Source organism: Stenotrophomonas sp. STEN021, assembly GCF_056760175.1.
This window is the reverse complement of sequence record NZ_JBRREH010000039.1, coordinates 22,697-41,617: the sequence shown is the minus strand read 5'-3', so window position 1 is coordinate 41,617 and position 18,921 is coordinate 22,697. Positions and strand designations below refer to the sequence as shown.

14 protein-coding genes are annotated in these 18,921 nt (G+C 64.6%); 9 read left to right on the top strand and 5 right to left on the bottom strand.

The window, feature by feature from the left end:
* Positions 1–117 precede the first annotated feature (117 nt).
* The 7 genes from ACVOL0_RS10405 to ACVOL0_RS10375 all read left to right on the top strand — a co-directional run bounded on the left by ACVOL0_RS10405 (position 118) and on the right by ACVOL0_RS10375 (position 6,618).
* The gene (locus ACVOL0_RS10405) at positions 118–813 is read left to right on the top strand and encodes a DsbA family oxidoreductase (RefSeq protein ID WP_481549029.1); all 696 of its coding nucleotides are present in this window, start codon (positions 118–120) and stop codon (positions 811–813) included.
* Positions 814–892: 79 nt separating this feature from the next.
* Positions 893–1,900, top strand: a complete 1,008-nt coding sequence (gene nagZ / locus ACVOL0_RS10400) for a beta-N-acetylhexosaminidase (RefSeq protein WP_481549028.1) — start codon at positions 893–895, stop codon at positions 1,898–1,900.
* A complete protein-coding gene (locus ACVOL0_RS10395; RefSeq protein ID WP_481549027.1) occupies positions 1,900–2,451 on the top strand; it encodes a hypoxanthine-guanine phosphoribosyltransferase in 552 nt (183 codons plus the stop codon). Before nagZ ends, ACVOL0_RS10395 begins: the two co-directional genes overlap by 1 nt.
* A gap of 96 nt (positions 2,452–2,547) precedes the next feature.
* Positions 2,548–3,300, top strand: a complete 753-nt coding sequence (locus ACVOL0_RS10390) for an S-methyl-5'-thioinosine phosphorylase (RefSeq protein WP_481549026.1) — start codon at positions 2,548–2,550, stop codon at positions 3,298–3,300.
* Positions 3,301–3,390: 90 nt separating this feature from the next.
* Positions 3,391–3,597: a transcription antiterminator/RNA stability regulator CspE gene (gene cspE, locus ACVOL0_RS10385; RefSeq protein WP_057506519.1), complete on the top strand. Its 207-nt coding sequence runs from the start codon at positions 3,391–3,393 to the stop codon at positions 3,595–3,597.
* A gap of 79 nt (positions 3,598–3,676) precedes the next feature.
* A complete protein-coding gene (locus ACVOL0_RS10380) occupies positions 3,677–4,915 on the top strand; it encodes an FAD-dependent oxidoreductase (RefSeq protein ID WP_481549025.1) in 1,239 nt (412 codons plus the stop codon).
* Between the two features lie 62 nt (positions 4,916–4,977).
* Entirely contained in the window at positions 4,978–6,618 is a 1,641-nt protein-coding gene (locus ACVOL0_RS10375; protein ID WP_481549024.1) for an acyl-CoA dehydrogenase family protein, read from the top strand.
* Here ACVOL0_RS10375 and ACVOL0_RS10370 read toward each other — a convergent pair whose 3' ends face one another.
* The 4 genes from ACVOL0_RS10370 to ACVOL0_RS10355 form a co-directional block, all read right to left on the bottom strand.
* Positions 6,619–8,316: a diguanylate cyclase gene (locus ACVOL0_RS10370; protein ID WP_481549023.1), complete on the bottom strand. Its 1,698-nt coding sequence runs from the start codon at positions 8,314–8,316 to the stop codon at positions 6,619–6,621.
* Positions 8,317–8,478: 162 nt separating this feature from the next.
* The gene (locus tag ACVOL0_RS10365) at positions 8,479–8,874 is read right to left on the bottom strand and encodes a hypothetical protein (RefSeq protein WP_481549022.1); all 396 of its coding nucleotides are present in this window, start codon (positions 8,872–8,874) and stop codon (positions 8,479–8,481) included.
* A 334-nt stretch (positions 8,875–9,208) separates the two neighbouring features.
* Positions 9,209–9,550: a hypothetical protein gene (locus tag ACVOL0_RS10360; RefSeq protein ID WP_481549021.1), complete on the bottom strand. Its 342-nt coding sequence runs from the start codon at positions 9,548–9,550 to the stop codon at positions 9,209–9,211.
* Between the two features lie 121 nt (positions 9,551–9,671).
* Entirely contained in the window at positions 9,672–10,847 is a 1,176-nt protein-coding gene (locus tag ACVOL0_RS10355) for a thiolase family protein (protein WP_481549020.1), read from the bottom strand.
* Between the two features lie 192 nt (positions 10,848–11,039).
* Here ACVOL0_RS10355 and ACVOL0_RS10350 point away from each other — a divergent pair, with 192 nt between their 5' ends.
* Positions 11,040–13,889: a S8 family serine peptidase gene (locus ACVOL0_RS10350; protein WP_481549019.1), complete on the top strand. Its 2,850-nt coding sequence runs from the start codon at positions 11,040–11,042 to the stop codon at positions 13,887–13,889.
* Positions 13,890–13,967: 78 nt separating this feature from the next.
* On the opposite strand, the gene ACVOL0_RS10345 is transcribed toward ACVOL0_RS10350, so the two are convergent.
* On the bottom strand, positions 13,968–15,065 hold the full coding sequence (locus ACVOL0_RS10345; protein ID WP_481549018.1) for a Glu/Leu/Phe/Val family dehydrogenase: 1,098 nt from the start codon (positions 15,063–15,065) through the stop codon (positions 13,968–13,970).
* 304 nt (positions 15,066–15,369) lie between these two features.
* On the opposite strand from ACVOL0_RS10345, the gene ACVOL0_RS10340 reads away from it, so the two are divergent.
* Positions 15,370–18,885 (top strand): methylmalonyl-CoA mutase family protein, encoded by a 3,516-nt coding sequence (locus tag ACVOL0_RS10340; RefSeq protein ID WP_481549017.1) that lies wholly within the window; start codon positions 15,370–15,372, stop codon positions 18,883–18,885.
* Positions 18,886–18,921 lie beyond the last annotated feature (36 nt).

The following is an 18,921-nucleotide window of genomic DNA, read 5'->3' as shown; positions in this document are numbered from 1 at the left end:
GCACTACTGGGTTTGCTTGTGAAGCTGCTGCCGAGCATGGCTCGGCACTACTGGGTTTGCTTGTGAAGCTGCTGCCGAGCATGGCTCGGCACTACATTCGCGATATCAGGAACCCTCATGCGCATCGATATCTGGTCTGACGTGGTCTGCCCTTGGTGCTGGATCGGCAAGCATCGCTTCCAGCGCGGTCTGGAACTGCTGGGCGCCAACGCGCCCGAGATCGAGGTGCGCTGGCATCCGTTCCTGCTTGATCCGAATGCGGACACCACGCCGGTGCCGTTGCTGGACGCCTACGCGGCCAAGTTCGGTGGCGCCGAGCGTACCAAACAGATGCTGGCCCAGACCCAGGGCGCGGCCCAGGCTGAAGGCCTGCCGATGGATTTCAGCAAGGGTCAGGTCAAGGTCAGCACACTGCTGGCGCACCGCCTGATGTGGTTGGCTGGCCAGTACGGGGTACAGGAGCAGGTTGGTGAGGCACTGTTCCGGGCGCATTTCGCCGAAGGCCACAATCTGGCTGATCCGCAGGTGTTGATTGCTGCCGCCGCGGCGGGCGAGATCCCGGCCGAGCGGGTGCAGGCGATGCTGGCTTCGGACGAAGGTCTGGCGCAGGTGCAGGCCGGCATCGGCCAGGCGCAGGCGCTGGGCATCCAGTCGGTGCCGACCTTCGTCATCAATGGCCAGTACGCAGTGCAGGGCGGGCAGCCGCCAGAGGTATTCGCCGACGTGCTGCGGAAGATTGCCGCAGAACAAGCGCCGTCAGGCCCTGCCAGCCAGGATGAACAGGCCTGCGGCCCGGACGGTTGCAGCGTCTGAACGCAGGCTCTGACGCGGCGGGCGCCATCTGCGACAATATTCCGCTACGCCGCGGTCTGCGGTGGATTGGAGTCCTTGCATGCTTTTGATCGGCGTTGCCGGCACCGAACTGACTGCCCAGGAGCGTGACTGGCTGCAGCACGACGCCGTGGCCGGGGTGGTGCTGTTCAAGCGCAACTTCGCCTCGCGTGCGCAGGTGGTCGAACTGACCACGGCTATCCGTGCTGCCACCACGCGCCCTCTGCTGATCACTGTCGACCAGGAAGGCGGGCGCGTGCAGCGCTTCCGCGAGGGCTATGCCGATCTGCCGCCGCTGCAAGGCTTCGGTGAGCTGTATGCGAGCGACCCGGACGGCGCCCTGGCGCTGGCCGAGCAGCACGCTTGGCTGATGGCCAGTGAAATCCGTGCCAGCGGCCTGGACCTGAGCTTCGCGCCGGTGGTGGATGTGGGCCATGGCAACCTGGCCATTGGCAACCGTGCCTTTGGCGAAGACCCGCAGGTCGTCGCCGCCTTGACCGCTGCCTATGTGCGCGGCATGCACTCGGTCGGGATGGCTGCCACGCTGAAGCATTTCCCCGGCCATGGCACGGTCCGCGAGGATACGCATGTGGACACCGCGGTGGACCCGCGGCCCCTGGCTGAAATTGAAGCGCATGACCTGATACCGTTCCGGGCCGGCATCGCCGCTGGCGCTGACGCGGTAATGATGGCGCACGTCATCTACCCGCAGGTGGCGCCGGAACCGGCAGGCTACTCGTCGCGCTGGATCAACCAGATCCTGCGCGAGCAGATGGGCTTCCGCGGCGTGGTGTTCTCCGACGACATCGGCATGGCGGCCTCGTTCGCCGCCGGTGGGGTCAAGGCCCGCGTCGATGCACACCTGGATGCCGGCTGCGACGTGGTGCTGGTCTGCCACCCGGAACTGGTCGAAGAATCACTGCAGGCCGTAGCCGGCCGCAGCTTGAATACCGCCGCCCTGTTGAGCCTGATCGGCCGCGGGGCGATGGGCTGGGGCGGCCTGCTGGCCGATGCCCGCCACGCCGATACTCGTAATCATCTGTTTGAAAACCTTGGAAGAACCGCCTGATGTCCAAACTCACTCTTGAACAAGCCGTGGCCCAGGCCGACCTGCTGGTCGACCGTCCCACCATCGACACCGCCATCGCCGGCATCGCCGACGCCATCGCGCGTGACTACAAGGGCGAAGTGCCGGTGTTCATCTCGATCATGAACGGCGCGCTGCCGTTCGCCGGCCAGCTGGCATTGGAGCTGGGCGCGCGCGGCCAGGACGCGCAGTTCGACTACATGCAGGCCTCGCGCTACCACGGCGAGAACGGTGGCGACCTGGTCTGGAAGCACCGCCCGGTGTCGGCCCTGTTCGGCCGCCGGGTGATCCTGGTCGACGACATCCTGGACGAAGGCTTCACCCTGCAGGGTGTGCGCGAATGGTGCCTGGAGCAGGGCGCGACCGACGTGCGCATCGCCGTGCTGACGGTGAAGAAGCACGACCGCTGCCTGCCGGGCGTGAAGGCCGACTACTCCGGCATCGAACTGCCCGACCGCTTCGTGTTCGGCTTCGGCATGGACGTCAACGAGTCGCTGCGTTCGCTGCCGGCGATCTATGCAATGAAGCAGTAATACCGGCGGCCGACGCTTTGCCGTCGGCTTTCGGTTTGATCGCGGCAGGGCCACGCCAAGGGCGTGGCTTGCGCGTGTCCAATGAGAACATCAGGAATGAGCATGGAACCTATCGCCCTGGCCGTTATTGGCGGCACCGGTGTGTACAAGCTGGCCGCGCTGGACGATGTCCAGACCCACGAGGTTGAAACCGCCTACGGCGCCCCCTCCGGTCCGGTCCGGGTTGGCCTGTTGAACGGCCAGCGCGTGGCATTCCTGGCCCGGCATGGCGAAGGCCATTCGATCCCGCCGCACAAGATCAACTACCGCGCCAATCTGGCCGCGCTCAAGCAGCTGGGCGCAACCCGGGTGCTGGCCTTGAACACCGTGGGGGGCATTGGTGATGACTTCGGCCCGCGCGTACTGGCCTGCCCGGACCAGCTGATCGACTACACCTGGGGTCGGATTTCCACGCTCAGTGAGGAGGAGGGCAGCGAGGTCCTGCATGTCGATTTTGGTCATCCGTACACCCCGTCGTTTCGCGCCAAGGTGCTGGCGGCGGCCAAGGCCAAGGGCGTGGTGATGCAGGACGGCGGCTGCTACGGCGCCACCCAGGGCCCGCGCCTGGAAACCAATGCCGAAATCGCCCGGATGCGCCGTGATGGCTGCGATCTGGTTGGCATGACCGGCATGCCCGAGGCCGGGCTGGCGCGCGAATTGGGGCTGGAGTACGCCTGTCTGGCGATCGTCGCCAACTGGGCGGCTGGCTGCGGCGATGCCGAGGAGATCACCATGGCCGAGGTTTTGGCCAATGTGGAGGCAGCTTCGTCCGGTTTGCCGACTTTGGTGGGTGAATTGGCCCGGGGGTGATTGTCATCCCGGCTTAAGGTTTGCATACTCCGCCAGTGCGCTTCATTCAGCGTGCATCAATCCATTCATCGAACAAGGTCTCGCATCACCATGCCGAACGGTACCGTCAAGTGGTTCAACGACGCCAAGGGATTTGGCTTCATCTCACCGGAGGACGGCAGCGCCGATGTCTTCGCGCACTTCTCCGCGATCAATTCCAAGGGCTTCCGCAGCCTGCAGGAAGGCCAGCGCGTCAGCTATGACGTGACCCAGGGCCCGAAGGGTGCCCAGGCTTCGAACATCACGCCGGCCGAGTGATCCACCCGGTTGTGCGGAAGAACCCCGCTTCGGCGGGGTTTTTTTTTAGCAATGGCAGTCGGCCCAGGGAGGGACTGCAATGAGCAAGACACTGGATATCGCCATCGTCGGCTATGGCACGGCCGGTCAGGCGTTGGCGGTACTGCTGTCGCGTGACGGGCACCGGGTGCAGGTGTTCGAGCAGGCTGCAACGCCGGGGCCGGTGGGCGCGGGGTTCCTGCTGCAGCCCAGTGGCTTGCAGGCGCTATGGCAGATGCAGCTGATGCCGCAGGTGCTTGAGCACGGCGCGGTAGTGCGCCGTCTGTACGGCGAAACCCCTTGCGGACGCGCGGTGATGGACATGACCTACACGGGGCTGGATGCGCGCCTGTGTGGCGTGGGCATGCAGCGCGGGGCGCTGTTCTCACTGCTGGATGCGGCCTGGGATGCTGGCCCGTCGCTGCACGTGGACAGCCGCATCAGTGCCATCGACGAATCCTTGCAGCGCGTGCAGGACCAGCACGGGCGCTGGCACGGCCCGTTTGATCTGGTGATCGCTACCGATGGTTCGGGTTCCGGATTGCGCGCGCAGGTGCAGGGCGCCAAGCTGGATCGCGTCTACCCCTGGGGCGCGCTGTGGTGCCTGCTGCCACGCGGTGATTGGCAGCATGGTGACGAGTTGCGCCAGCGCTATGTTGCCGCCCGCAAGATGATTGGCCTGTTGCCGGTGGGCAGCCGCCCGGGCGATGGCGAACAGCGGCTGAGCTTCTTCTGGAGCCTGCCGCGTGATGGCTTCCAGGCTTGGGAACGTGATGGGCTGGAACCGTGGCTGGATGAGATCGCCACACTGTGGCCCGAAGCACGCGAGCGCCTTGCCGGAGTTACGCTGCAGGCGCAACTGGCCCGCGCCAGCTACCGCGATGCGGTGATGCAGCGCTGGTACCGCGGACGGCTGGTGTTGGCTGGTGACGCGGCGCACTCGATGAGCCCGCAGCTGGGGCAGGGCGTCAACATGGCACTGATGGATGCGGTGGCGCTGCGCGATGCCCTGCGTGGCGAGCAGAACCTCGAAGCGGCACTTGCGCGTTACCAGCACCAGCGCAAAGCGCATGTGTGGCTGTATCAGCTCTGGAGCCGCTGGTTGACGCCGATTTTCCAATCCGACCACGATTGGATCGCCCATGGCAGGGACCTGCTGTTCAAGCCAATGGGGCGCATGCCCGGCGGGCGTGGCCATATGCTGCGGGTGCTGAGCGGCACCCAGCACGGCCTGTTTGGCAAGCTCGCGTTGCAGGATGAATTCATCGCTGCGCTGGCCGAGGTCGCGCAGAAGCGCTGAGCGGCGCCCGGACGGAGCGGGCTTGCGGCAGAATCGAGGGCGGTCCTTCCCGAGTCGCCGCCATGCTGCCGCAGCCGCCTCCGTTTGAAACCCACGTCGTCGACAACCAGCCACCGCCGTTCGCCGAGCACGACCTGTGGCAGGACGATCTGGCCTTGCAGCAGTGCGTGCAGCGCGAGGGGGCGGAAGCCTTTGCCGCGGCATTGCAGCACTACGGCGGGCTGGCCGGCGGCGAGCTTTACCGGATCGGCTTCGATGCCAACCGCCAGCGCCCGCTGTTGCGCACGCATGACGCGCAGGGCAACCGGATCGATACCGTTGATTTCCATCCGGCTTACCATCGGCTCATGGCTACGGCGAAGACACGTGGCGTAGCCGGGCTGTCCTGGCGCTCGGCGCAACCCGGTGCGCATGTCGCGCGCGCAGCCTTGAGCTATCTGCACCATCAGGCCGAAGCTGGCACCAGTTGCCCGCTGACCATGACCCACGCTGCAGTGCCGGTGTTGCGCCAGGAGCCTGCGTTGGTGGAGTGGGCCAACAAGGCAGCAGCGCCGTTCTACGACGCCCGCGACCTGCCCATTGGTGACAAGCCGGGTATCACCGTCGGCATGGGCATGACCGAGAAACAGGGCGGCTCCGATGTGCGCAGCAACACGACCATGGCGACACCGCTGGCGGGTGAGGGCGAGTACAGCCTGGTTGGGCACAAGTGGTTTTTCTCCGCGCCGATGTCCGATGGTTGGTTGGTGCTGGCGCAGGCGCCGGGTGGACTGAGCTGCTTTTTGATGCCGCGGCGGCTGGCCTGCGGGCGGCGCAACAACTTCCATCTGATGCGCTTGAAGGACAAGCTCGGCGATTGGGCCAATGCCTCCAGTGAGGTGGAGTTCTGTAGTGCCTGGGCGCGTCGCGTTGGCGAAGAAGGGCGCGGCGTGGCAACCATCATCGAGATGGTGATGCTGACCCGGCTGGATTGCATGCTGGGTTCGGCCGCGCAGATGCGCATGGCCTTGGCGCAGGCGCTGCATCATGCGCGGCACCGGCGCAGCTTCGGCAAGCTCCTGGTCGATCAGCCATTGATGGCCAATGTGTTGAGCGACCTGGCAATCGAGTCGGAAGCGGCGACCACCCTGGCGATGCGTGTGGCGCGTGCCGTGGATGGCGCGCCGCAGGATGCACATGAAGCTGCATTCGCACGGATCGGCACTGCCATCGGCAAATTCTGGATATGCAAGCGCACACCCGCTTTCGTCAACGAGGCACAGGAATGCCTGGGCGGCGCCGGCTATGTGGAAGAGTCGATGCTGCCGCGGTTGTATCGCCAGGCGCCGCTCAACTCGATCTGGGAAGGCAGCGGAAACGTACAGTGCCTGGATGTGCTGCGTGCCTTGCAGCGCGAACCGGAAACGCGTGTGGCGTTGCTGGCCGAGTTGCGACAGGTCGCGGGCCGCAACGATGGCTATGATCGCGCGCTTGAGGCCGCGTTGGGCCAGCTGCAGGGCCCCGAGCTGGCCCAGGCCGATGCGCGCACGCTGGTCAGCGATATCGCGGTATTGCTGCAGGCAGCGGCGTTGCTGCGCGTGGGCAGCCCGTTGGCAGCGTTGTATGTGCAATCACGCCTGCCGCGCGCCGCCGGCGTCTACGGGCTGCTGCAGGCAGCCACGCCGTTCGCGGACATTCTGGCGCGCGCCTTGCCGCAGGCCTGATCAGCCGACGCCATCCAGCGCCGGGTCGAAGCGCAGTACCTGGTTGCGGCCACTGCGCTTGGCCCGGTACAGCGCAGCATCGGCCTTGCGCAGGAGGGTGAGGCCAGCCACGCCATCAACCGGATACGTCGCCACGCCCAACGAGATGGTGATCGGTGGCAGCGTCTTGCCGGAGAACGGCACGCTCATCTGCGACAGGGCAAGGCGCAGTTCCTCGGCCTGGCGCAGGGCATTGCTGCTGTCCGACTCGGGCAGGATCACGGTGAACTCCTCGCCGCCATAGCGGCAGGCGATGTCTTCGCCGCGCAGGCGCGAACCCAGCAGCTGGCCGATGGCTGCCAGCAAGGCATCGCCACCGCCGTGGCCGTGGGTATCGTTGAACTGCTTGAAGTGGTCCACATCCAGCATGATCACCGACAGCGGGAAGTCGCGGCGACCGCAGCGGGCAATTTCGCGGGTCAGTGATTCTTCCAGATAGCGGCGGTTGTACAGGCCGGTCAGTGGGTCACGGATCGACTGCAGGCGCAGCGACTCACGCAGACGCAGATTGCTCAGCGCAAGCGACAGCTGCTCTACTGCCGACTCGGCGATGTTCAGGCGTGGCAGCGGGCCGGGGCCGGCGCCGGAAAGAAACAGAAAACCTATCTGCACGCCCTGCGCCGACATCGGGATGCAGGCAGTGGCCACACTTTGGCCGTGCTCTGGCCGGCTGATATGCGGGCAGCTGGCATCGCGCAGCAGGTCATCAATCACATGCGGTTGCCCGCGCCGCAACGCCCAGCAATCGCTGGGTGGCAGGAAAGCGCTGGTTTCCACCAGCGGCTTGCCCCAGCTGACGATGTTCTCGACGCGATCATTGGAGGCGCGCAGCAGATAGATCGAGCCGGCGATAGTGGGCATCAGCGCTTCCAGCGTGCGCGCGCTGATTTCCAGGGCTTCTTCCGGGTTGGCACAGCTCTGCAGCAGGCCGGTATAGCGGCCCAGGGTCTGCAGGTCGGCGCTGGAACGTTCAATCTGCTCCAGGTTGCCGGCCAGTTGTTGAGTGGCACTGGCAGCGCGCTTCTCGGCACGGCTGCGACGGCGCAGTTCGGACAGCAGAATACCGTAGACCGATGCGACCACGGCCAGGCCGAAGGGGATGCCGGCAAAGGCGAGCCCGAGCAGCAGATCAGCACTGCGGCGCGAACTGGCAGCGCGGTCCACCAGGCGGTCGTGTTCTTCCTCGACCATGGTCCGCACCTGTTCGCGGATGGCGCTGGTGGTGCGGAATGCATTCTGGTTGATTGCCGCGCGCGCGGCTTCCAGACCTTGGCCGTCGTAGATGTCGACGACGTGCTGGATCTGCTGCAGGCGGCGGTTCACCAGCTCGTTGAGCTCGATCGCGTTGCGCGCCTGGTCGGGGTTGTCGGGAACCGATTTGGACAGGCTGCTCAGCAGCAGCGGCAGCCGTTCCACGCTCATCTGGTAGTCCAGCAGATAGGCCTGGCTGCCGGTCAGCAGGTAGCCGCGCTCGGCGGATTCGGCATCAAGCACCATCGACTGGATTTCATCAATCCGGCTGATGACTTCGTGGGTATGGGCGACCAATCGCGCATCGGCAATGAACCTGCGCGCGCCGACGAAGACACCGACGCCAATGGCGACAAACACCAGCGCCGAAAATACCAGCGCGAATTTACTGCCCGTGTGTTTCCGCATCCCGCCCTTGACTGCATGATCGAGGTGATACGCACGTGCTGCCTACGCGCGCGTGATCACATGCCTGCCCGGATGGCGTGCATCCGGCCCCCTGTGGCATCACGCATCCAGCGCGAGCGTCACGCAGCTGTCACCGTCATGACAGCTGCGTGGCGAAGTCTATCAATGCTTGGCAGCGTCTGCCTTTTCGCGGGCTTGCTTGGCTGCATCGTGGGCATGGTCGGCGACCTTCTGCGCCGCGTCGGCGGTAGCGGCACTGGCATCGGCGGCGGCGTCCTTCGCTGCGACGGCGGCATCGTCGGCAGCTTTGGCGGTGGCACTGGCGGCATTGTCCAGGGCCTGCTGCGACTCTGCGGCGGCGTTGCGGGTGGCCGCCGCAGCCTGATCGGCGGCATCGCGGGTTGCATCGGCAGCGGATTCGGCGGCGTTCTTGGCCGCGTCGGCGGCATGGTCAGCAGCAGCGGCCGCGTCCTGTTTGGCCTGCTCGGCGTTACGGTCATTGCAGCCAGCCAACGCCAGCACCAAGCCTGCGGTAAGTACGGGGATGAACAATTTCATTGCACTCTCCTGTGGTGGACCAATGTGCTCACCCTAGAGGTTGGCGTATTCAGATCACGTCAAGACCAGTTGGTTCGGCCAAGGGGCACAGGCCTTTGCATGGGCAATGCGGCCGATGGTGTGTTGCGCCGGCCGGTGCGCGCGGGTCGCGGTCTGCAGGCGGGGTGGGCAAGCTGGTGGGGCAGATCAGCCGTAGTGTGCAGTGTCCAGGTTGGCGGGCGCGCATCGCGGCGTGTCTGCCGCAATCCGTGGCCTTGCCGTGGCAAACCCGGCCCATAAGAAAAGCCGCTGGCGAACCAGCGGCTTTTCAAGACCAGCTTGGAAGCAGAAGTTATTACTTCTTGGCTTCTTCAGCAGCGTCCTTGGCCTGTGCAGCAACGTCTTCAGCAGCCTTGGCAGCGTCGGTAGCGGTGGCAGCAGCAGCGTCGGTGGTGGCAGCAGCGGCTTCGCCAGCAGCCTGGCCAGCAGCGTCAGCAGCGGTGGCGGCGGTGTCAGCAGCAGCCTGGGCAGCGTCAGCGGTAGCAGCGCCAGCGGTGGCAGCAGCGTCAGCAGCGCCCTGGGCTTCGGTTGCAGCGGTGTCAGCGGCAGCGGCGGCGTCAGCAGCCTGCTCCTGCTTCGAGCAGGCGGTCAGGGCCAGACCCAGGGTCATTGCGATCAGCAGCTTGTTGATGCTCATTTGTGAATCCTCGTCGTGAAATTAGGCAACGCGCCATTGCGCGCCGGGAACATGATGACAAGCCCATTTTGACTGTCAAGCGGTCCCGCATTCAGGTTTTGAATTATCTGAAATTTTTCAATCAAATCAATTCAATGGCGATGGCAGTTGCTTCACCGCCGCCGATGCAAAGCGACGCAATGCCACGCTTGAGGCCGCGCGTGCGCAATGCATTTACCAGCGTAACCACCAAGCGGGCACCGGATGCGCCGATGGGATGGCCCAATGCGCAGGCACCACCATTGACGTTGATCTTGGCATGCGGGATGCCCAGCTCACGGATCGGTGCCATTGCCACAACGGCAAAGGCTTCGTTGATCTCGAACAGATCGACATCGGCGATGGTCCAGCCGGCCTTTTCCAGAACCTTGCTGATGGCACCGATCGGCGCAGTGGTGAACCACTCCGGTTCCTGCGAGTGGGTGGCGTGTGCGGCAATGCGTGCCAGCGGCTGCACGCCGCGCTTGGCAGCATCATCGGCCGACAGCAGCACCAGCGCTGCTGCGCCGTCGGAAATGCTGGAGGAGCTGGCGGCGGTGACGCTGCCATCCTTCTTGAACGCCGGGCGCAGGGTCGGGATCTTGCTGACGTCCGACTTGCCCGGCTGCTCGTCCTGGTTGAATTCGACGTCACCCTTGCGGGTGGTGACCGTGACCGCAACGATTTCATCGTTGAACGCGCCGCTGGCCTGTGCAGCCTGAGCGCGGGTCACCGACTCGATGGCATAGGCGTCCTGCTCTTCGCGGGTGAAGCCGAACTTGGCTACGGTGGCCTCGGCAAACACGCCCATGGACTGGCCGTCATAGGGATTGGTCAGGCCGTCCCACGCCATGTGGTCCACTGCCTGGAAGTTGCCGTAGCGGTTGCCGGTACGCGAGTTGGGCAGCATGTGCGGCGCGTTGGACATGGACTCCATGCCACCGGCAACCACGATGCTGGCCGAGCCGGCCTTGATCAGGTCATGGCCAAGCATGATGGCTTTCATGCCCGAGCCGCAGACCTTGTTGAGCGTGGTGGCACCGGCGCTGGTCGGCAGGCCGGCGGCGAGCGCGGCCTGGCGGGCCGGCGCCTGGCCAAGGTTGGCCGGCAGCACGCAGCCCATGATGACTTCGGAAACGTCGCCGGCTGGGATGCCGGACTGTGCCATGGCGGCGCTGATGGCAGTGGCGCCAAGGGTCGGGGTTGGGACGCCGTTGAACTGACCAAGGAAAGAGCCAATGGCGGTACGCTTGGCGGCGGCGATGACGATGTCGGACATGAGCAATCTCGGTTATACCTTGCGGCAATTATCGAACGTCTGCGGGATCAGGCACATTGGACCAACGGCACATCCCCACAGGCAGTGGATTGTCGTTGCAGTATAGAAGGTAGCCGGAGTGCTACCGGGACGGGTTAATACCTGAATTGGCGAATCATCCACAGGAAGGGGAGCAAGGGAATGAGTAGTGCAATGGTGAGCAGCAATTTGGCGCGCGGCGCGTTGGCCGGTTCATTGGCGCTGGCATTGGCAGCCTGCGGCAGTGGTAGCGGTCCCAAATCCGATCCGCCGCCGGTGACCCCGCCGGTAACGCCGCCCCCGACCACGCCGCCGGTAACCCCGCCGGTGACCCCGCAGCCGGCGTTTGATGCGCATCTGGCATTGACCAATACGCAGGCTGCGCACGCCATGGGTCTGACCGGGGCCGGCTATCGCATCGGTGTGATCGACTCCGGGGTGATGCGCAACCATCCAGCGCTGGCCGGGCGGGTCCTGGTCAACCGTAACTACGTCAGTTCGACCCAGAACAATCTGTCGGTGGACGACGTGGTTGGTCATGGCACCACCGTCGCCCAACTTGCCGCGGGTGCTCCGACCGGACGGTGGCCAGGCGGTGTGGCTCCTGGCGCGCAGATCCTGTCCGCCCGCATCATTGCCGACAAAGCGCCAACCGATGATGGTTCCGGCAATGGCAATGAAGTGACCGGAGCGCTGGGCATGGCTGCGATCCATGCCGACCTGATCCGCGACGGCATGCGCATCATGAACAACTCCTGGGGCGGCCTGTACTGGACCCGGCCGAACGTAACGGCGGAGATTGCCAACGAGTACCGTCCTTTCATCAACAACAATGATGGCCTGGTGGTGTTTGCCACCGGCAACGAGTCAAAGCCCAATCCTTCCGACATGGCGGCGTTGCCGAGCAAGGTCGGCAACCCTGGCAGCTATCCGGCGGCCGATCTGGAGCGTGGCTGGTTGGCAGTGGCTGCCTTGGATACCGCCAAGCCGACGGCATTGGCGTCCTATTCCAATGCCTGCGGCGTCGCCAAGAACTACTGCCTGGTAGCGCCCGGTACCGCGGCGTTCCTTGGTCATGACAGTACGGCCAACAATCTGTCGTATTACTACGGCAGTGGTACCTCCTATGCGGCGCCATTGGTGTCGGGGGCGGCAGCAATGGTGTGGCAGGCGTTCCCCTACTTCAACAATGACCTGGTCCGACAGACCCTGCTGGGCACCGCGACCGACCTCGGCGATCCGGGCCCGGATGCGGTGTTCGGCTACGGACTGCTCAACGTTGGCAAGGCGGTGAAGGGGCCGGGCAAGGCTGATTGGGGTGATATCAAGGTCAATGTGAGTCTGCTGGGACTCAATTCGGAATGGAGCAACCCGATCAGCGGTGCCGGCGGTCTGGTGAAATCCGGCAGTGGCTCGTTGGGCCTGTCCGCCGCCAACACCTACGCCGGTGCCACCCGCATCCAGCAGGGCACGCTTGCGCTGCGCGACGGCGGCTCGATCCGTTCCAATGTCAGCATCGACGCGCAGGTCAATCCTTCAACGGCGGCGCTGCAGTTCATGGGTGGCACCACCCGTGTGGTGGGCAACGTGGACAATGGTGCCAGCGTGATCGTGCTCAGCAATGAGGGCTCGGCAACGATCGAAGGCAACTACGTGCAGCGCCCGGGTGCACGCTTGATGGTAGCGCTTGGGTCCAACGCCTTGCAGGTCACAGGAACGGCGAGTCTGGATGGTGGGGTGATGGTCAGCGGGGCGGTCGCCGGCTATGTGCCGCAGGACGGCCGCCGCCAGGACCTGTTGCATGCAGGTGGCGGCGTCAGTGGGCAGTTTTCCACGCCGGCTACGGGTGCCACTGGCGTCACGTTGTTGCAGGCCCAGTATGGCTATGACGCCAACAACGCCTGGTTGCAGTTGGATCGGGTGAGTGTCACCACGGCGGCAAACAGCGCCAGCGTTGGTTTGCGCGCAATGTCGGCCGCGCAGCGGGTGGAGCAGGCGTTTGAACTGCTGGATGGCGATGGTGGCCTGCAGGCCTCAACGTTTGGCGCAGCGGCGGCGTCGGTGCAGGGTGTGGGGGGCGGTTTTGCCGGCCTGGCCCAGAGTCTGGAGAGTCTCTCCGGGCAGGCCCATGCCACCGCCACCGCGATGACCTTTGACAGCATCGATATGAGCCGGCGTGCGCTGTCCAGCCAGTTCGCCGAGGGCGGTGCGCGGTCGGCAGTCAACGGTGTCTGGATGCGCAGCCTTGGTGGCGGCGGGCAGGGCGGATACCTGGGCAGTGACTACAGTGTCGGCGGTTGGATGATGGGCGGCGAAACTGCGCTGACCAGCAATACCGTGCTGGGTTTCGCGTTCGGCGAAACCCGCGCCAATGCCAGCGGCGGTGTGGCACAGGATCGCAGTCGTGACCGTCAGACCCAGTCGCAGCTCTACGCCGGTTGGCAGCGCGGTGATGCCTATGTGCTGGGCCAGGCCGGATTTGGCCAGTACCAGCGCGAGCTGGATCGCGGGCTGTTGTTGGGTTCCGAGCGCGCCGGGGTGCAGGCGCGTTACAGCGGCAACTTCCTGTCCAGCAGCATCGAGGCCGGTTATCGGTTGGGCCATGGCAAGGCGCAGCTGACACCGTACATGGGCGCGGATTACACGCGTATCGACGGAGGTGCTTTCAATGAGCAGGGCGGCTATGGTTTCGGCCTGCGCGCCGATGACTGGAACAGCAGCCGGGTGCGGGCCTTGGCTGGCTTGCGTGGCCAGTACCTGTGGAAACAGGTGGCATTCAATGGTTATGCCGAATGGCAGCAGGCGCTGGGTGGCAATGGCCTGAGCCTGGATGCCAGCTTTGTCGGCGTGGATGCCTGGGCACCGATTACCGGCCTGCAGCCTTCGCGTTCGGGCGGCTTGTTCGGCCTGTCGGTCGAATCGTGGCTGGCCCGCAATACGCGCTTGTCGCTGGGCTATGACCAGCGCTTCGGCCCGCGTGGTGACAACCGGCAGGTGTCGCTGCGTCTGCAGCAGGCGTTCTGATCGGGCAGCTGCTGTAACCGGTAGAAAGCAGAAGGCGGGCGAGAGGATCGCCCGCCTTCCGTGTTTCAGTGGTACCGCTTACTCGCCACGCAGGCGATTCATGCGCGGGACCGAGCGGCCCATCGGCATCTTCAGCTTGCCGATCGCTTCCAGTCGGCTTTCGGCGATGCGGTCGGCCGCGCGCTGCGGCGAGACGTCATCGCGCTCGGACTGGTCGAAGATCTTGCCGAGGTTGTGGTAGATGCTGCGGATCAGGCGCATCGCGCGCTCACGGTTGTAGCCATCGATCTCCAGCGACACGTTCATCACGCCGCCGGCATTGACGGCATAGTCCGGCGCCCACAGCACGCCGCGCTTGTACAGCTCATCGCCCACGGCATGGCTGGCCAGCTGGTTGTTGGCCGTGCCGCAGATGACCTTGGCCTTGAGCCGCTCCAGCGTGCCCATATCGATCGCGCCTTCCATCGCGCAGGGCGCGAACACGTCGGCAGCGACGTCGTAGATGGCATCGGGCTTGACCGCTTCGCAGCCGTATTCAGTAACGGCCTTCTGCACCAGCACCGGGTCCAGGTCGGTGACGTAGAGCTTGGCGCCGCGCTCGCGCAGCAGCTTCACCAGTTCCATGCCGATATGGCCCAGCCCCTGCACCGCGATGCTGAGCTTGCCGATTTCCTCATGGCCGAACTTGCGCTTGACCGAGGCCATCAGTGCCTGCAATGCACCATAAGCGGTAAACGGGGCCGGGTCGCCGGAGCCACCATGGACCTGGTGTACGCCGGTGACGAAGCCGGTTTCCAGGTAGATGTTTTCCATGTCGTTGACGTCGGTACCGACGTCTTCGGCGGTGATGTAGCGGCCGGCCAGTGCTTCGACCTGACGGCCGAAGGCGCGGAACAGTACTTCGCTCTTGGCGGTCCTGGGGTCACCGATGATCACCGCCTTGCCGCCACCCACGTTCAGCCCGGCCAGGGCGTTCTTGTAGGTCATGGTACGGCTCAGGCGCAGGACGTCGCGCAGCGCGTCATCGGTGTTGGCGTAGGGGCGCATACGCACGCCGCCCAGGGCCGGGCCGAGGGTGGTGTTGTGGATGGCGATGATTGCTTTCAGGCCGGCGTCGCGGTTCTGGCAGAACACGACCTGCTCATGGCCGGAAGTCTCGAGGGTTTCGAAAAGCATGCAAGCTCCGATGGCGTATCTGCCACAACGTCAGTGATCGTGTAGCCAAATGGCTGGCCGGAAAACAAAAAATGCGACTTCGTCATTGGCAGGGACGGGGGTCGCGGGCCGCCATTCTAATCCATTCCCGGTAGGGGAGTGTTCAGTCCGGCATGCCGCTGGCGGCGCCTGGTTTTGCCGATACGGGCGACGCTGTGCCCAGCGATAGCGCAAACCGGCAAAAGGTCACGCTGCGCTGCAACCTGACCTGCAGGGGCAGCGGTTCTATGATCGGTTGCAATAGAAACCGGATGTTGCACGGCCCATGAGTACCCCCGCCTCCCAGCTCCCGCAAGCGCAGCCTGAAACCACCCCGCTGCGTTTCGTCACTGCCGCCAGCCTGTTCGATGGCCACGATGCGGCCATCAACATCATGCGCCGCCTGATCCAGGCACAGGGCGCGGAGGTGATTCACCTCGGCCACAACCGCAGCGTGGAAGACGTGGTGCGTGCCGCACTGCAGGAGGATGCCGATGCCATCGCGCTGTCGTCCTACCAGGGCGGGCACGTGGAGTACTTCAAGTACATGGTCGACATGCTGCGCGAACGCGGCGCTGGCCATATCAAGGTATTCGGCGGCGGTGGCGGCACCATCACCCCGGAAGAAATCCGTGAGCTGCAGGCCTATGGCGTGGAGCGCATCTACCACCCCAACGACGGCATGAAGATGGGGCTGGTGGAGATGATTGAGGACGTGGTGGCGCGCGCTGGCAAGGCGCGTGAAGCTGCCGCCCGCGAAGTGCATGCGGAAGCGCCGTCGATCGAGGATGAGATCGGTATCGGCCGGGTGCTGTCGCAGCTGGAAGACGGCAATCACAGTGAGGCCGAACTGGGCTCGCTGCGCAAACAGTGGCAGCTGGCTGCCGGCAAGACACCCGTCATCGGCATCACCGGCACCGGTGGTGCCGGCAAGTCGTCGGTCACCGATGAACTGCTCAACCGCTTCCTGGCCAGCTTCCCGCAGATGCGCATCGCGGTGATCTCAGTCGACCCGACCCGCCGCCGTACCGGTGGCGCGTTGCTGGGTGACCGCATTCGCATGAACTCGCTGCGTTCCAAGCGCGTCTATATGCGTTCGATGGCGACCCGTCGCCAGCATGCGGCGATCAATACCGTGCTGCGCGATTGCATTGGCTTCCTGAAGTCGCTGCATTTCGATCTGGTGATCGTCGAGACTGCCGGTATCGGCCAGAGTGATTCGGAGATCGTCGATCTGGTCGACTTCCCGATGTACGTGATGACCAGCGACTTCGGCGCACCCAGCCAGCTTGAAAAGATCGACATGCTCGATTACGCCGAGCTGGTGGTGCTGAACAAGTTCGACAAGCGCGGCGCCGAAGATGCGCTGCGTGATGTGCGCAAGCAATGGAAGCGCAATCGCGTCGCCTTCAGCATGAAGGACGAGGATGTGCCGGTGTACCCGACCATTGCAAGCCAGTTCAATGATCCGGGCATCAGCTGGATGTTCGCCAACCTGTGCCGTCTGCTGCGCGAGAAGGCCAAGGCAGATGCTGGCCTGCAGCCGCAGATCGACACCACCTTGAAGGAACCACGTGCGACGGTGCTGATCCCGGGCAGCCGCGTGCGCTACCTGGCCGAGATCGCCGAGCAGGGCCGTGGCATCAATGCCCGCATCGAGTCGCAGGCAGAAGTGGCCGAGCGTGCGCAAAGCCTTTGGCAGGCACTGAAGGAGCTGGGTGATGCAGCACAGCCGGGCGCCCTGGATCTGTACGCAGGCGACGCACTCACTGACGTGGGTGTCGACAACAGCATCCGCACTCTGCGCCAGCGCTACAACGACGCCGTGCAGTCGCTGGATTCGGAGGCCCTGCGCCTGCTGCGCGAGTGGCCGGCACGGCTGAAGTCGATCACCGATCCGGTCAACGAATACCAGGTGCGCGGCAAGACCATCCGCGTCGAGAACTACCGCGAATCGCTCAGCCACCAGCAGATCCCCAAGATCGCCGCGCCCACCTACCGCAGCTGGGGCGAGCTGCTGGTATTCCTGCAGAAGGAAAATCTGCCCGGTTCCTATCCGTATACCGGTGGTGTCTATCCGTATCGCCGCAGCGGCGAAGACCCGATCCGCATGTTTGCCGGTGAAGGCACGCCCGAGCGTACCAACCGTCGCTTCCACTACCTGAGCGTTGGCCAGCCGGCTGCGCGTCTGTCGACGGCCTTCGACAGCGTCACCCTGTATGGCGAAGACCCGGCGCCGCGCCCGGACATCTACGGCAAGATCGGTAATTCCGGCGTCAACATCCCCACCCTGGACGACATGAAGAAGCTGTACTCCGGCTTCGACCTGTGCGCGCCGACCACCTCGGTGTCGATGACCATCAATGGCCCGGCACCGATGATCCTGGCGATGTTCATGAATACCGCCGTCGACCAGCAGATCGAGAAGTACCTGCAGGAAGACCCCGCGCGCTGGGCCGAGGCCGAGCAGAAGATTGCGAAACTCTTCGAAGGCCGATCACGTCCGCAGTACCACGGCGAGCTGCCGCCCACCAACAATGGTCTGGGTCTGGCGCTGCTGGGCGTCACCGGCGACCAGCTGGTGGATGCCGACACCTATGCGCGGATCAAGGCCGAGACCCTGTCCACCGTGCGCGGCACCGTGCAGGCCGATATCCTCAAGGAAGACCAGGCGCAGAACACCTGCATTTTCTCCACCGAGTTCGCGCTGCGGATGATGGGTGATATCCAGCAGTACTTCGTCGACCACAAGGTGCGCAACTTCTACTCGGTGTCGATCTCCGGCTATCACATCGCCGAGGCCGGCGCGAACCCGATCAGCCAGCTGGCTTTCACCCTGTCCAATGGTTTCACCATCGTCGAGTACTACCTGGCGCGTGGCATGAAGATCGATGACTTCGCGCCCAACCTGTCGTTCTTCTTCTCCAACGGCATGGACCCGGAGTACACGGTGATCGGCCGCGTGGCCCGACGCATCTGGGCGCGCGCGATGCGCGAGCGCTACGGCGCAAACGAGCGCAGCCAGATGATGAAGTATCACATCCAGACCTCGGGCCGCTCGCTGCACGCGCAGGAAATCCAGTTCAACGACATCCGTACCACGCTGCAGGCGCTGTATGCGCTGTTCGACAACTGCAACAGCCTGCACACCAACGCCTATGACGAAGCCATCACCACGCCAACCGAGGAAAGCGTGCGCCGTGCGGTGGCGATCCAGATGATCATCAACAAGGAGCTGGGGCTGAACTTCTGCGAGAACCCGTGGCAGGGCAGCTTCATCGTCGACAAGCTGACCGATATCGTTGAAGAGGCGGTGTACAAGGAGTTCGAGGCGATCAGCGAGCGCGGTGGCGTGCTCGGCGCGATGGACACCATGTACCAGCGCGGCAAGATCCAGGAAGAGTCGCTGTACTACGAGCACAAGAAGCACGACGGCAGCCTGCCGCTGGTGGGCGTCAACATGTTCCTGCCCAAGGAGCATGCCGGCGAGGTGGCGACCGAGATCGAGCTGATCCGCTCGACCGAGGAAGAGAAGGGTCAACAGATCGAGAACGTGCACAACTGGCAGCGCAACCGCAATGCGCTGGCACCGGCGGGGGAGACCTCGCATGCGCACGAGGTTGAAGGCGCAGCGGCGGATGGCGAAGCGCACGACGGCCACGGTCTTGGCTACCTGCAGAAGACCGCGCGTGATCGTCGCAACGTGTTTGAAGCGCTGATCGAAGCGGTGAAGACCCACAGCCTCGGCCAGATCAGCCACGCCCTGTACGACGTGGGCGGCGAGTACCGTCGCAATATGTAACGGTAGCGCCAAGCCATGCTCGGCAAGCGGCTTTCA